Below are 13436 nucleotides of genomic sequence, written 5' to 3'. Positions count from 1 at the left end.
GCGGTTCGACCCCCACGCCCGGGTCCGGCGGCAAGACGAGTCCATGCCGCGTTCGTCCGCGATCGCGGCGCTCGAGAAGCGGCTCGCGTCCGGTTCCGGCGGGGTGGATTCAGTGGACGCGTTTCTCGATGCGAACGAGTTCCCGCTCGCCGAGCCTCCCCTCTACACCTTCGTGTATCGGGGCCACGCCGACGCCGTCCGGCTTCGACACTGGGTGCACGGACTCCAGACCTCGGCGCCCTTCCGCCGCCTGGAGGGAACGGACCTCTGGTGCTACACGCTCGAACTCCCCGACGAGTCACGGGTGGAGTACAAGATCGAAGTGGTCGCCCGTGGCCGCGTGGAGTGGATCGAGGACCCTCTGAACCCCCAGCGCGCCCGCGATCCGTTCGGCGCGAACTCCGTCGTGCAGGCGCGGGGCTACGAGATCCCCGACTGGGCTCGCGAGAGCGGGGAGGTCCGGCGCGGCGAGATGGACGAACTGGCGGTCGAGAGCGAGACGTTCGGGTCCGCGCGGCACGTGACCGTGTACCGTCCGGCGGAGTTCCGCGCCAACCGGCGCTACCCGCTGCTCATCGTGCACGACGGTGGGGACTACGTCGAGTACGCCGGCCTGAGGCAGGTGCTCGACCAACTGATCGATCGCTTCGAAATCCCCCGGATGATCGTCGCGCTCACGCATCCGGGCGACCGGATGTCGGAATACTCGGCGGATCCGGCGCACGCGCGGTTCGTCGCCGAGGAGCTGCTTCCGCGCCTCGAAAGCGACTATCCGCTCCTCCCGGACCCCGGGTCGCGCGGCCTCATGGGCGCGAGTCTGGGCGCCGTCGCCTCCTTCCACGCCGCGCTCGAACACCCCGGCCGCTTCGGCCGCATGCTGCTGCAGTCGGGCTCTTTTCTGTTCACGGACATCGGCGCCAACGAGAGCGGACCCGTTTTCGACCGCATCGTCGACATGATGAACGCGTACCGGGAGGCTCCGACCGCCATCGCCGAGAAGGCGTTCGTTTCGGTGGGCGTCTACGAACCGCTCGTCTCGGAGAATCGCGCCCTGATCCCCGCCCTCCGTCGCGGCGGCACGGACGTGCGCTTCGTCGAGTCGCGCGACGGCCACAACTGGGAGAACTGGCGCGACCGCCTGCGCGAGGGGCTGTCGTGGCTCTTCCCGGGTCCGCTCTGGATGGTCTACGAATGACGGTCGCCGAGGCGTCCTCGGGCGAGGTCACGCGCCGCATCGGCCTCTCGCTCGGCGCGGACCTCTGCTGGCCCGTTGCCTACCGCGCGATCCTCGAACGACTGGATCCCCGAATCCCCTCGTCCGGCGGCACGATCCGGTTCCATCTCGAGGATGTCACGATCGAGCCCTTCGACCTGCAGCAGAAAGGGAAGTACGACGTCGTCATCGACCGCCTCACGCACTGGTATTTTCCGACGCGGGAGTGGATCAAGAAGTCCGTGATCATGGACGGGCTCTACGTGTTCAACAATCCGTGGAGCGTCCAGTCGATGGAGAAGCACTCCAGCTACTGCGCGATGATGAGGCTGGGTCTCCCGGTTCCGCGCACGTGGCTCATCCCGCCCAAGTCCTACGACCCGCAGGACGATCTGGCGGTCACGCTGAAGCGCTACGCGCGGCTCTTCGACCTTCCCTCCGTGGCGCGCGATCTGGGCTATCCCGTGTTCATGAAGCCGTACGACGGCGGCGGCTGGCGCGGCGTGTCGCGGATCGACGACGATGATGCGCTCGGCGCCGCCTACGACGAGAGCGGCAAGTTCGTGATGCACCTCCAGCAGGGGGTGGAGCACGACCGTTTCGTCCGCTGCATCGGGCTGGGGCCCCAGACGCGTGCCGTCCTCTACGACCCCGGCGCCCCCGCGCACGACCGTTACACCGTCGAACGCGACCGCCTGGAGCCGGCCGATGCCGCCGCGATCCGGGACACGACGCTCACGATCAACGCGTTCTTCGGGTGGGACTTCAACTCGTGCGAGGTGTTGCGCAGCGGCGTCCGGTGGATGCCGATCGATTTCGCGAACCCCTGTCCGGATTCGCAGGTCACGTCGCTCCACTACCACTTCCCGTGGCTCATCAAGGCGAATCTCCGCTGGTCCCTCTTCTGCGCGGCGACTCGGCGCAGGATGCGCATCAACCTCGACTGGCAGCCGTTCTTCGATGCGTGCCATCCCGGGATGTCGGTGGGCGAGAGGGTTCGAGCCTGCGCCGAGATCGCGGAGGCCAGGTTCGAGACCGACCGCTTCGTGGAGTTCTGCGAGACGCATCTCGCGGAACTGGACGAAGTGGCCGACGAGTTCTTCGGCAGCGAGTCGGCCCACGACGCGGTGCGCGCGAAGGTGGCCTCGCTCTACCCCGATCACGAGGTCGAGGAGTTCACCGCCCTCTTCTTCGACCGCATACAGGCGGCCCGCCGGGAGGAACCCCCTGGCGCCGTGCAGATTCTCGCCTCATGAAACTCAACACCAGCTGGTGGTCGCATCGTCTCGACCAGGAGGTCAACGTCGCGCGCTGGGGCGAAGTCGGCGTGCCCTTCCTCATGTTCCCCACCGCCGGGGGGGATGCGGAGGAGATCGAGCGCTTCCTCGTCATCGACACGGTGGCGGACTATCTGACGGACGGCCGGATCAAGGTCTATTCGTGCGACAGCGTGGCGGGCCGCGTCATGCTCGGACGGGAGGGCACTCCCGAACACCGCATGGCGGTCCTGAACCGGTTTCAGGAGTTCGTCTACCGCGAGTTCCTCCCCATGATCCGGGAGGACTGCAACGACCCCGGGATCGAGGTCATCGTGGCGGGCTCCTCCATCGGAGCGTTCAACGCCCTCGCCATGCTGTGCCGGTTTCCCGATGCCTTCTCGCACGCCGTGTGCATGAGCGGCACGTACGATCTCCAGCGCTTTCTGAAACACGACACCGGGGTCGAAGCGAAGGCGACGGAAGACTTCCACCGCGCCTCGCCCGTGCACCATCTGCCGCAGCTCACGGGCGATACGCTCGACCGGCTGCGTCAGCGTTTCGTCCTCCTGGCTTCGGGGCGCGGGCGGGCAGAGGACATCGGAGAGTCCTGGCGCGCGGCTTCGCTCCTGGGGCGGAAGGGCGTGCCGAACCGGATGGACGACTGGGGCGAGGAGTGGCACCACGACTGGCCCACGTGGCGCAACATGCTCCTCCGCTACCTCGACGAGCTGCTCCCGGCTCCCTAGCCTCCGCTGCGTCGGGGTCAGTCGCCGCCGCGCAGCGACGGGACGTAGAAGTCCCGCGCGTAATCTCGCACCATGCGGCCCGCCGTGAAGCGCGCGCCGGCCACCTCGATCGCGCGCCGCGCATGGGCGACCCAGCCCGCCGGAGCGTCATCCGCGGACCCTGCCCCGGGCCGCTCGTAGTAGAGGGGGATGATGTCCTCCTCCAGGAGCCGGAAGAGGTGCTCGGCGTCGTGCTCATCCACTTCCTCCTCGCTCGCGTCGGCGGGCGCGGGCGGGATGATCCACCCGTTATCTCCCTCGAACCCCTCCTCCCACCAGCCGTCCGCGGTCGCGAGTTGGGGAACGCCGTTCAGGGCGGCCTTCATTCCGCTCGTCCCGCTCGCTTCCAGCGGGATCCGGGGGAGGTTGAGCCACAGATCGACGCCCTCGACGAGACCATGCGCCGCATGGAGTCCGTAGTTCTCGAGGAAGGCGACCCTCCCCTCGAACTCCGGATCTCGGGTATGCTCGTACACGCGCTGTAGGATGCGCTTGCCGTCGTCGTCCCGCGGATGCGCCTTCCCGGCAAAGATCAGTTGCACGGGACGGGCGGTGTCCGAGAGAAGCGCGAGGAGGCGGTCGCGGTCGCGGAAGATGAGGTCCGCGCGCTTGTAGGTGGCGAAGCGCCGCGCGAATCCGATCGTGAGCGGCCCGGGGCTCATGAGCGTGCCGGCTCCGGCGAGGTGCGCCGACTCCGGCCAGTGGCCGGGCCACCTGCGCCTGGCCTCGTCCCGCATGAGATCGAGGAGCCGGAGTTTCAGCCGCTGTCGCACCCGCCACAGCGCCTCCGCGGGAACGTCGCGCACCGCGCGCCACATGGCTTCGTCGCCCGGCCAGTGCCGCCACTCGCCGGGCAGCCACTCGTCCAGGAGGTCGGCGATGTCGTCGCTCATCCACGTGGCGAGGTGGACCCCGTTCGTCACGTGCCGGATCGGGACCTCTCCGGCCGCCCGGTCCTCCCAGAGGCCGCGCCAGATCTCCCGGCTCACCCGACCGTGCCGGGCGGAAACGCCGTTGACTCGCCGCGACAGCCGGATCGCCGCCGCCGTCATGTGGAACCGGTCCTGCGCCTCGTCGTCCGGATGGAGACCGAGTCCCAGCAACTCGTCGCGGTGAGGAATCTCTTCCCAGAACGTCTCGCCGATCCATTCGCGCATCTGCGCGTGGGAGAACACGTCGTGGCCCGCCGAGACGGGCGTATGCGTGGTGAAGACGGTCGACGCGCGGACCCGGGACACCGCGTCCTCGAAGGACCGGCCGTCCCGCATCAGCCGACGCACACGTTCCACCATCATGAACGCCGCGTGGCCCTCGTTCGCGTGCCATGCCCCGGGCTCGATCCCGAGCGCGGCGAGCACGCGCACGCCGCCGACGCCGAGGATGGCCTCCTGCCGCAGCCGGTGGTCCGCGCCGCCCGCGTACAACTGGTGGGAGAGCCCCCGGTCCGCGGGATCGTTCTCCTCGAGGTCCGTGTCGAGGAGGTACAGCGAGACGCGACCGACGCGAAGCCTCCAGACCCCGATACGGATGCGGCGCCCGCCGCCGCGGATCGAAGCGAGCCACGGGACGCCATCCGTGCCCCGCAGCCGCTCCAGCGGCGTCAGGTCGGGGTCGAGCGGGTCGTCCGCATCTTCCTGCCAGCCGTCCGGTCCAAGCGTCTGGTCGAAGTAGCCGTGCGCGTACATCAGCCCGACGCCGACGAGGGGGACTCCCAGTTCCGACGCGGCCTTGAGATGATCCCCCGCGAGCACGCCGAGTCCCCCGGAGTAGATGGGGATGGACTCGTGCAACGCGAATTCCGCGCAGAAGTACGCCACGGGGCTCTCGGCGAACTCCGGGTAGCTCCGGACGAACCAGGTGGACGCCGGGCCCGTCCCGCCGCCCCGCAGGCTGTCCAGCGCGTGGCACGCCGCGTCGTACGGGCGCAGGAAACCGTCGTCAGCGGCCAGTTCATGTAATCGCGCGTCCCCAACGGTTCGCAGCAGCGCCACGGGGTTGTGCCGCGTGCGGCGCCAGAGCGGCGGATCGATGGCCCGGAAGAGGGCCGGGGCCTCCGGGTTCCACGTCCACGAGAGGTCGTTCGCGAGTTCCCACAGCCGTCCGAGGCGGTCGGGGATTCTGTCGTCTGGACCCACGTCCGTCCTTGTCTCCTTGCTTCTACGGGGGTTCTCGTCGCGGCCGAAGGTTGGGGCGCAGCGGGGCTCTGGTGTCGTATCCCGGAGCGCGAACGAAGTTACCGCACCGGGCCATGCGGGACATACCCGCGAGCGCCCCCTGCCGGACCCGCGCCTGCCCACTCCGCGACGGCCACCCGTTGCAGCGTCAGCGGCTGGAGGCCAAACTCAGCCGGCCTCTCACGACACCGGCACACTCGTCGCTAACGGGGACAACGCATGGACTTCGCCACAATCGTAGACTGGCTCGACCGGAACGTCGCGCAGTTCGGGATCACGATCGGGGGAGAGCGCCTGACGCTTCAGGTTCTGCTCCTCCTCGGCATCGGGACCTACCTCACGCTCCGGCTCGGCCTGCCGCAGATCCGCAAGTTCGCGCACGGCGTCGCCGTGGCCACGGGCCGATACGACGATCCGAACGATCCAGGCGACGTGTCGCACTTCCAGGCGCTGACCACCGCGCTCAGTGCCACGGTGGGCATCGGGAACATCGCCGGCGCCGCGATCGCCATTCACCTCGGGGGTCCGGGGGCGCTCTTCTGGATGTGGATGACCGCCTTCCTCGGCATGGCGACGAAGTACAGCGAAGTCACGCTGGCGCAGAAGTACCGCGAGGTCGACGAGTCGTCGGCGAAATACAGCGGGACGGTGTCGGGCGGACCGATGTACTACATCGAGAAGGGACTCGGCCCGCGCTGGAAGCCGGTGGCGGCGTTCTTCGCGGTCATGCTGGGACTGACGGCGTTCATGACAGGGAACGCCAACCAGGCCAATACGGTCGCGGACGCCATGCTGGCCGAGTTCGGGATCGCGAAGTGGATCACCGGCCTCACGACCTCGACGATCGTCGCGCTCGTGATCCTGGGCGGCATCAAGCGCATCGGCCGCGTGACCAGCATCCTGGCTCCGTTCATGGCGATCGTCTACGTGACCGCCGCCATGATCATCATCATCCTGAACCTCGACCAGGTGCCGGGGACCTTCGCGCTCATCTTCAGCGAGGCCTTCAATCCGACCGCCGGCGTGGCGGGCACCGGCGTCGGCGCCTTCCTCGTGACGCTCATGTGGGGGGTGCGGCGCGGGCTGTTCTCGAACGAGGCGGGGCAGGGGTCCGCGCCGATCGCGCACGCGGCGGCGAAGACGGACGAACCGGTCTCGGAGGGCGTCGTCGCGCTGCTCGAGCCGTTCATCGACACGATCGTCATCGTCACGATGACCGCACTCGTCGTGATCATGACCGGCGCGTGGAACTCGCAGGTCCCGACCGCGATCCAGCTCGAAGGCGGGGACATCAGCTACGTGGTGCTCGACGAGGGCGGAAGCTCGGTGCCTACCGAGCCCACGGGGACGATCCGCTACACGATCGGACGGCCGGGCGTGACGAGCGAGCCGCACCTCGCGTGGCACGAGGTCTCCGTGCCGCAGTTGTTCGAGGATGAGGCGCAGACGCAGCCGTTCAGCGGGGCCGTCGATCCGGCGCGGGCGGTCGCGATCGCCGACGACGGGCGGGAACTGGCCGTCCTCTACGGGCAGGCCTACGAGACGGGCGCGCCGCTGACGCAGATGGGATTCCAGCGCGGCCTGTCGCCGCTCGGCGACTGGGGCCACTACATCGTGATCTTCTCCGTCTTCCTGTTCGCGATCTCGACGGCGATCTCATGGAGCTACTACGGCGACCGCTGCGCGAACTACCTGTTCGGGCCGAACGCGATCATTCCGTACAAGCTCGTATTCGTCGCGATGCACTTCGTCGGAGCGGTGCTGCCGCTCGCGGTGGTGTGGTCGCTTGGGGACATCTTCCTGGCCATCGTCATCATCCCGAACCTGATCGCGCTGATCTTCCTCGCGCCTCAGATCAAGGAGATGACGGAGTCCTACTTCACCCGCAGCCCGTGGGAGAGGCACCGCAGGCACTAGCACAGTCCGGGTTGGCGGCCGCGGGCGGTCAGCGCTCCGCGGCCAGCCTCCCGGCCTCGCCGTCCGAGCGCGGCGGGGCCGTGCCGCCCAGGCCCTGAAGCGCGGCGCCTTCGCTTCGCAGACGCCGTACTCCCTCCACGTACTCGGAGAAGCTGATCCGGCCCGCGACGTAGCGGCGCTGGAGTCGGGCGAAGATCCGGCTCTCCGCCCTCGCCGCGGCCTCGGTCGGCGCGGCGGTATCCGCCGCGGGCGCTCCCAGGCGAGAGCGCGGGGTCCGGATGGCGCGCGGCCTTCGGACCCGGACGACGCCGGTCACGTCGCGGACAAGGCTCTTCACATCGGCCGCGCACTGTCGCAGGAGACCGGGCCAGGCTTTCAACACGGTGGCCACCGCACGGTTCACCGCGCGACCCACGCCGAGGAGGACGCGGTGGAAGTCGCCCCGGTTCCAGTCGCCCGCGCGCACGCGCCTGCGGTAGATCACGGCCGCGATGCCTCCCAGGAAGACGATCTCGAACATCGCTCAACCCTCCCGTGAGGCCGCGGCCCCGGGTTCCGGCCACGCGCTCTCGATCTCGCGCGCCGCGCGGTCCAGGATCGACTTCACTCTTGCGAGCGTCTCGGGATCGCCCTGTCCCCCCGTCGCGCGCTCAAAGCTCACCTGGGCGAGGTGGATGAACGAGCGCGTCACATCGCGCATCGCGGATCCCGCGAAGCGCTCGCCCATGTTGACGAAGCGGCCGAAGATGTCGCGGGTGCGGGAGCGGTGCTCCTCGAGGAAGTCGCGCCCCGCGGACGTCAGCCGGTAGACGCGCTTCCCGTCTTCCTGCGTCGACGACACGTACCCCTGGTCCTCGAGCAACTGCAGGGTGGGGTAGACGGAGCCCGGACTCGGCGTGTAGAGGCCGCCGGACTCCTCTTCCAGCCGCCGCATCAGTTCGTAGCCGTGCATGGGTTCGTCCGAGAGGAGGCGGAGGAGGACGAACTTCAGCTCCCCCTTCCGGACGACGCGCCGGTTGCCCCCGAATCCCGCGCCGAAACGAAAAACGCCGGGGCCGCAGCAGTTTGCCCAGGCGCCGAATCCATCCTTGCTCGTGAACATCTACCCCCCCTGCTTCCGACCGGTCTCGATATATCGAAATAGTACCCGATATATCGGAACGATGCAAGGAGGCGGATGCGGCGACGTGTTATCCCGCGTCGCGGTGGAAGTGGTGTACGCTCCCCTGGGATTTCCCGAACACGACGACGTCGGCCAGGTTGATGCGGGGCGGGGCGTTCACGACGTAGGACACGACCTCGGCGACATCCGCCCCGGTGAGCGGCTCCACACCCTCGTACACGGCGCGCGCGCGGTCCTCGTCGCCCTTGAAGCGCACGAGCGCGAACTCGGTTTCGACGAGACCCGGATGGACGCCCGACACGCGGACGCCCGTGCCGAGGACATCGAGGTTCGTCCCCTCGGTGATCGCCTGCACGGCGTACTTCGTGGCGGCGTAGACGGCCCCGCGGGGATAGACCTGTCGGCCGGTGATGCTTCCGATGTTGACGACCTGCCCCGAATCGCGCTCGACCATCGCGGGGAGGAAGGCCCGCGTCACGTAGAGGAGTCCCTTCACGTTCGTGTCGATCATCCGGTCCCAGTCGTCGACATCGGCATCGTGAACGAGCGCCATGCCCCCGGCGAGACCGGCGTTGTTGACGAGGATGTCGGGGGCGCCGAGTGCGGCGATGAGCCGCTCCGCCTCCCCGCGGACCGCGTCCTGGTCGCGGATGTCGACGACGCCGACATCCACGGCGACCCCGCTCTGCGCCGCGATCTCTTCCGCGAGGCGAGCGAGCCGCTCCACCCTGCGCGCCCACAGCACGACGTTCGCGCCGTCGCCGGCCAGCCGGCGCGCGATGGCCTCGCCGATTCCCGAACTCGCTCCCGTGACGAGCGCGAGCTGTCCGGCGATGCGGGCGGTCACGGTCTCGCGCCTCCCGTGGCCGGGGTCCCTCGCAGGTGCGCGTCCATGAATTCGGCGGACCGCTCGAAGGCGGTGACCCAGTTGCGGTGCAGGAGGAAGCCGTGGACTTCGTCGGGGAAGACGAGTTGTTCGACCTCGACGCCCCGCCTTCGAAGCGACTCGATGAGGTCCACCGACTCCGAGAACGGCACGTTGCGGTCGTCGTCTCCGTGGATCAGCAGCACCGGCGAGCGCCAGCCGTCGATCCACGCCATCGGCGAGGATTCGAACGCGAGCCGGGCGAAGGCCTCGCGCGTCTCCGGCTGGTAGGACGGCACGAAATTCCGGATGACCATGTTCCAGTCGTGGACGCCGTGAATGTCGACGCCCGCGGCAAAGAGATCCGAATTCCGCGCGAGGCCGAGCGCCGTAAGGTAGCCGCCGTAGGAACCGCCCCACAGCCCGACCCGGCTCGCGTCCACGTCATCCCGTTCCGCGAGGAAGCGGGCCGCGGCGACGACATCGCGGTACTCGCTGGCGCCGCGGGCGCCGTAGTTCAGCGCCTCCCGGAACTCGAGCCCGTAGCCGGTACCGCTGCGATAGTTCACCGAAAGGACGACGTAGCCGCGGCTCGCCAGGTATTGGTTCAGCGCGTACGCGTTGTGGTAGTACCGCATGTAGTGCCAGCCGAGAAGCATCTGCCGCCTCGACCCGCCGTGGAAGAAGACCGCCGCTGGATGGCGTCCGCCCTCCACCGATACGGGCGGAAGGAAGAGTTGCCCGTGGATCAGGATTCCGTCTTCCGACTCGAACGTCACCTGCTGCGGCTCCACGAGGCTTTCGAACGGAAAGGCATCGGGCATGAATCCGTCCACGAAGGGACGCCGCTCGCCCCCCGCGTCCACCTCGGCGTGGGCCGGCGTTCGGCCGTCGGCGGCCAGGTATGCGAGCACCCCGTCGCGAGTGACCGCGGGGTTCCACTCGATGCCGTTTCCCGACGTCAGCGCCGCGGGCTCACCCTCGGCGGAGACCCGCCAGATGTGTCGCCGATCGATGTCGTCCGCATTAGAGGCGTAATAGACGGATTCTCCATCGGGGGACGGGAGTACGGACTCGACCTCGAACTCGCCCGGCGTGAGGTGCGTGGCGGGACCTCCCGCGACGGGGACCGAATAAAGCTGATGCCAGCCCTCGCGTTCCCACGGGAATACGAGCCGGTCCGACGCAAGCCAGATCAGCGAAGGCCCGGTCATGGCCTGGAACGCGCTCCCGCGGCCAGGTAGCGCCCGCCACACGTCGCGTGCCTCACCCGTGGCGGGGTCGGCCACCCGGATCGACCACGGCAGGGCACTGCGGAGCGGGGAGAAGGGCAACTGCGCCCCCTCGTTCGGGACGCGGATGAACGCGATGGCCGTCCCGTCCGGCGACCACGTGGGGCTGCCGTCGCGATCCAGGCTCGGATCGAGATAGCGGACCGATCCCTCGTCCAGCGAGAAGATGCCGACGAACGCGTGATCTCCGCGGTTGCTGACGAAGGCGAGCCGGCCCCCGTCGGGGGACCACGCCAGCGACCCCGCGCTCCCGCGGATGCGGAGCAGCGGGCCGGGGGGCGCCGAGCCATCGAGCGTGAGCGTGAAGATCTGGCCGCGGTTGAGGAAGGCGAGCGTGCGTCCGTCCGGCGCGATGGTCGGGGAACTCCCTTCGGCGAGCGGCCGCGAGGTCCCGTCGAGCCCCGCGACCCACACCATCTGCGTCGCGGGTTCGGGGTCGGAGCGCGGGTTCGGTATCTCGCCCGACCGGTTCGGCCCGCCTCCGCGCACGAAGATGAGCTGACGCCCGTCCGGCGTGAACCGGAGTTGGGACAGATCCTGGCCATCGTCCTCGGTCCAGTTCGTGAGCCGGCGGCCCACATACTCCGGGCCCTCCGCGACCCAGAGGTTGCGAACGCCCCGGTCGTATCGGACCCAGGCGAAGGCGGCCCCGGCCGGTGCGGCGATGAGATCCGTGGCGAAGGGGGCGGAGAGGATGTCCTCGACGGAATACGGGCTCTGGGCCGAGGCGGTGGATGGAGCAAGGGGGGCGAGGAGCCCCAGGATGCCGGCCGCCCACAGCCGGCCACGGGATGCCGAAACCGGCGGGCTCACGTCATCCGCTCCGGCGCAGGACATAGAAACACCGGTTCGCCGAGGGATTTCTGACAAGGCTCTCCACCGCATATCCCCTCCTGAGATAGGCCAGGAACGCGTCCCGCACCGTTTCGCGCCACCGAACGAGCGACCCGTCGGGTGGCAGCGATTCCACATCCGCCGGAACTTCGACAAACACCTCGTCGCCGCCGGGGAGTCCGCCGTCCGCCGTGCCTTGCTCTCCCGGCCGGGACACGACGCAGGCCGGATCCGGAAGCGGCACGTGGAGCCGCCGGGCCGAGCGCCGGGCCCCGTCATCGAGGGCCCGGCGGGTCTCTGGGCCGTCGAGATCCCAGCGCACGATGAACCGGTCGGTTTCGCCGCCGCCATGCAAGGGGCTCCCCGTATCGGCGCCGTACATGTTCGGTGCGTAGCGAAGCACCGTCGCGCCGAGCCGGTTCAGGTTCAAGTGCGCGTTGCGCGCGACCATTGGGTCGTACGTCCAGAAGATGGTCCGGATGCCGTCGGACCGGACAGACTCCCGCTGAAAGAGCTTCAAGTCGCGGCCCAGGCCCCGCCCGCGCGCGGACGGTTCGACGGCCAGCATGTGCGACCAGTGGGATGGGACATCTTCGAACCGTCCCAGAAGGGAATAGACGAAGCCGATCATGCGTCCGTCCTCGAACGCCCCTCCCGTAAAGCCGCCGATCTTCTGCGAAACCTGGAGGACGGAGGCGGGCACGATGTCGGAAAACCCCTTCCCCCACGTCATCTCCTGAAGCCGAACGCACGTACGCCACTCCTCGAGCGTCGCGAGCGCGCGAAACTCCGTCACGCCGGAACGCGGACGCCGCCGGCGGCGATCGTCTCGCTCCGCCGCGTGAGCGCTTTCACGCGCTCGATGTCCACGTCCACGCCGAGCCCCGGCCGGTCGCGCGGCACCGTCACGAAGCCGTCCGCGCTCATCGTCCATTCAGGGGTGACGATGTCGCGTTCCCAGTAGCGGGCGCTCGGCGACAGGTCGCCGGGAAGCCGGAAGTTCGGCATCGAAGCCAGCGCGACGTTGTACGCCCGCCCGATCCCGCTCTCGAGCATCCCCCCGCACCAGACCGGAACCCCGGCTCGTGCCGAGATGTCGTGGATCTCACGGGAGTTCAGGAATCCGCCAACCCGACCCGGCTTGATGTTCACGATCCGCCCGCTGCCGAGCGCGAGCATGTCCTCGCACGACGCCGGGTCCACGATCGACTCATCGAGGCAGACGGGCGTCGCGAGCCGTTCCTGGAGCCGGGCGTGGCGCACGAGGTCGCCGGCCGCCAGCGGCTGCTCGATCATGATCAGGCCGAAGGCGTCGAGTTCCGCGAGGCGGTCCGCGTCGTCCAGCGTGTACGCGGCGTTCGCGTCGACGGCGAGGTCACGGTCGGGCCCCAGCGCCTCGCGCACCGCCCCGACGTACTCGATGTCCTTCTCCGGACTGATCTTGAGCTTGACCTTGCCGTAGCCCTCGTCGACCGCCTGCCGCGCCTTCTCGACGAGCGCGGCGGGCGAGGGCTGGAGGCCGAGCGAGATGCCCGTCGCCACCCGACCGCGGGTCCCTCCGACGAGTTCGGACAGGGGGACGCCTCTCACTTCGGCGCTCAGGCCCCAGATCCCCATCTCGATCGCCGCCTTGGCCATCGGGTGCCCTTGAACGCCTTCATCGAGGAGGGGCCTGACCGTCTCCGGGCCCTCGAGTTCCCGCCCCAGCACCCGCGGCAGGAGCCAGCGCCGCAGCGCCAGCCGCGCGGTGTCCACGGTCTCGGGAGAATAGTTCGGCTGCTCCCCGCACACGCATTCCGACCAGGCCGTGGCGCCGCTCGCGTCTCGGAGTTCGAGCAGGAGGATCCGGCGGTTCTCGACCCAGCCGGATGAGATGATAAACCGCTCCCGGAGCGGGAGTTCGATCTCCCGAAGCGTCACTTTCGTCAGGTACAGAGGACTCGTCGGCAAGGCGTTCGTCTCCGCGGGGCGGGG

At 69.0% G+C, this 13436-nt stretch carries 11 protein-coding genes; 4 read left to right on the top strand and 7 right to left on the bottom strand.

Features of this window, described 5'->3' with window-relative positions; translation table 11 throughout:
• The first annotated feature begins 43 nt into the window (after window positions 1-43).
• From RN901_RS13295 to RN901_RS13285, 3 genes are read left to right on the top strand one after another with little or no spacing between them, the layout of a single operon-like run.
• Window positions 44-1195, top strand: coding sequence for an alpha/beta hydrolase-fold protein (locus tag RN901_RS13295; RefSeq protein WP_310758773.1), 1152 nt, complete (start codon window positions 44-46; stop codon window positions 1193-1195).
• The gene (locus RN901_RS13290; RefSeq protein ID WP_310758772.1) at window positions 1192-2469 is read left to right on the top strand and encodes a hypothetical protein; all 1278 of its coding nucleotides are present in this window, start codon (window positions 1192-1194) and stop codon (window positions 2467-2469) included. The genes RN901_RS13295 and RN901_RS13290 overlap by 4 nt, the downstream gene beginning before the upstream one ends.
• The gene (locus tag RN901_RS13285; protein ID WP_310758771.1) at window positions 2466-3218 is read left to right on the top strand and encodes an alpha/beta hydrolase-fold protein; all 753 of its coding nucleotides are present in this window, start codon (window positions 2466-2468) and stop codon (window positions 3216-3218) included. The genes RN901_RS13290 and RN901_RS13285 overlap by 4 nt, the downstream gene beginning before the upstream one ends.
• A 17-nt stretch (window positions 3219-3235) precedes the next feature.
• Here RN901_RS13285 and glgP read toward each other — a convergent pair whose 3' ends face one another.
• Window positions 3236-5392 carry an alpha-glucan family phosphorylase gene (gene glgP / locus RN901_RS13280; RefSeq protein WP_310758770.1) on the bottom strand — a complete coding sequence of 719 codons (2157 nt, stop codon included), beginning with the start codon at window positions 5390-5392 and terminating at the stop codon, window positions 3236-3238.
• Between the two features lie 258 nt (window positions 5393-5650).
• On the opposite strand from glgP, the gene RN901_RS13275 reads away from it, so the two are divergent.
• The gene (locus tag RN901_RS13275) at window positions 5651-7348 is read left to right on the top strand and encodes a sodium:alanine symporter family protein (protein ID WP_310758769.1); all 1698 of its coding nucleotides are present in this window, start codon (window positions 5651-5653) and stop codon (window positions 7346-7348) included.
• Between the two features lie 28 nt (window positions 7349-7376).
• On the opposite strand, the gene RN901_RS13270 is transcribed toward RN901_RS13275, so the two are convergent.
• From RN901_RS13270 to menC, 6 genes are all read right to left on the bottom strand, one after another.
• On the bottom strand, window positions 7377-7868 hold the full coding sequence (locus RN901_RS13270; protein ID WP_310758768.1) for a hypothetical protein: 492 nt from the start codon (window positions 7866-7868) through the stop codon (window positions 7377-7379).
• A 3-nt stretch (window positions 7869-7871) separates the two neighbouring features.
• Window positions 7872-8450: a PadR family transcriptional regulator gene (locus RN901_RS13265; RefSeq protein WP_310758767.1), complete on the bottom strand. Its 579-nt coding sequence runs from the start codon at window positions 8448-8450 to the stop codon at window positions 7872-7874.
• A gap of 88 nt (window positions 8451-8538) precedes the next feature.
• The gene (locus RN901_RS13260) at window positions 8539-9318 is read right to left on the bottom strand and encodes an SDR family NAD(P)-dependent oxidoreductase (RefSeq protein ID WP_310758766.1); all 780 of its coding nucleotides are present in this window, start codon (window positions 9316-9318) and stop codon (window positions 8539-8541) included.
• Window positions 9315-11441 carry a prolyl oligopeptidase family serine peptidase gene (locus RN901_RS13255; RefSeq protein WP_310758765.1) on the bottom strand — a complete coding sequence of 709 codons (2127 nt, stop codon included), beginning with the start codon at window positions 11439-11441 and terminating at the stop codon, window positions 9315-9317. Before RN901_RS13255 ends, RN901_RS13260 begins: the two co-directional genes overlap by 4 nt.
• Window position 11442: 1 nt before the next feature.
• On the bottom strand, window positions 11443-12258 hold the full coding sequence (locus tag RN901_RS13250; RefSeq protein ID WP_310758764.1) for a GNAT family N-acetyltransferase: 816 nt from the start codon (window positions 12256-12258) through the stop codon (window positions 11443-11445).
• A complete protein-coding gene (menC, locus tag RN901_RS13245) occupies window positions 12255-13412 on the bottom strand; it encodes an o-succinylbenzoate synthase (RefSeq protein ID WP_310758763.1) in 1158 nt (385 codons plus the stop codon). The genes RN901_RS13250 and menC overlap by 4 nt, the downstream gene beginning before the upstream one ends.
• Window positions 13413-13436: the final 24 nt, after the last annotated feature.

It is taken from the genome of Candidatus Palauibacter soopunensis (assembly GCF_947581735.1).
GTDB classification, from domain to species: domain Bacteria; phylum Gemmatimonadota; class Gemmatimonadetes; order Palauibacterales; family Palauibacteraceae; genus Palauibacter; species Palauibacter soopunensis.
Note: the sequence above shows the minus strand (reverse complement) of the source record. Positions and strands in the feature narration are given on the sequence as shown.

Bases quoted from the DNA above. Each gene is read 5' to 3' on its own strand.
- RN901_RS13290 (WP_310758772.1), top strand. From the start codon at position 1,192: ATGACGGTCGCCGAGGCGTCCTCGGGCGAGGTCACGCGCCGCATCGGC.
- RN901_RS13295 (WP_310758773.1), top strand. From the start codon at position 44: ATGCCGCGTTCGTCCGCGATCGCGGCGCTCGAGAAGCGGCTCGCGTCC.
- RN901_RS13270 (WP_310758768.1), bottom strand. From the start codon at position 7,868: ATGTTCGAGATCGTCTTCCTGGGAGGCATCGCGGCCGTGATCTACCGC.
- RN901_RS13285 (WP_310758771.1), top strand. From the start codon at position 2,466: ATGAAACTCAACACCAGCTGGTGGTCGCATCGTCTCGACCAGGAGGTC.
- RN901_RS13265 (WP_310758767.1), bottom strand. From the start codon at position 8,450: ATGTTCACGAGCAAGGATGGATTCGGCGCCTGGGCAAACTGCTGCGGC.
- RN901_RS13275 (WP_310758769.1), top strand. From the start codon at position 5,651: ATGGACTTCGCCACAATCGTAGACTGGCTCGACCGGAACGTCGCGCAG.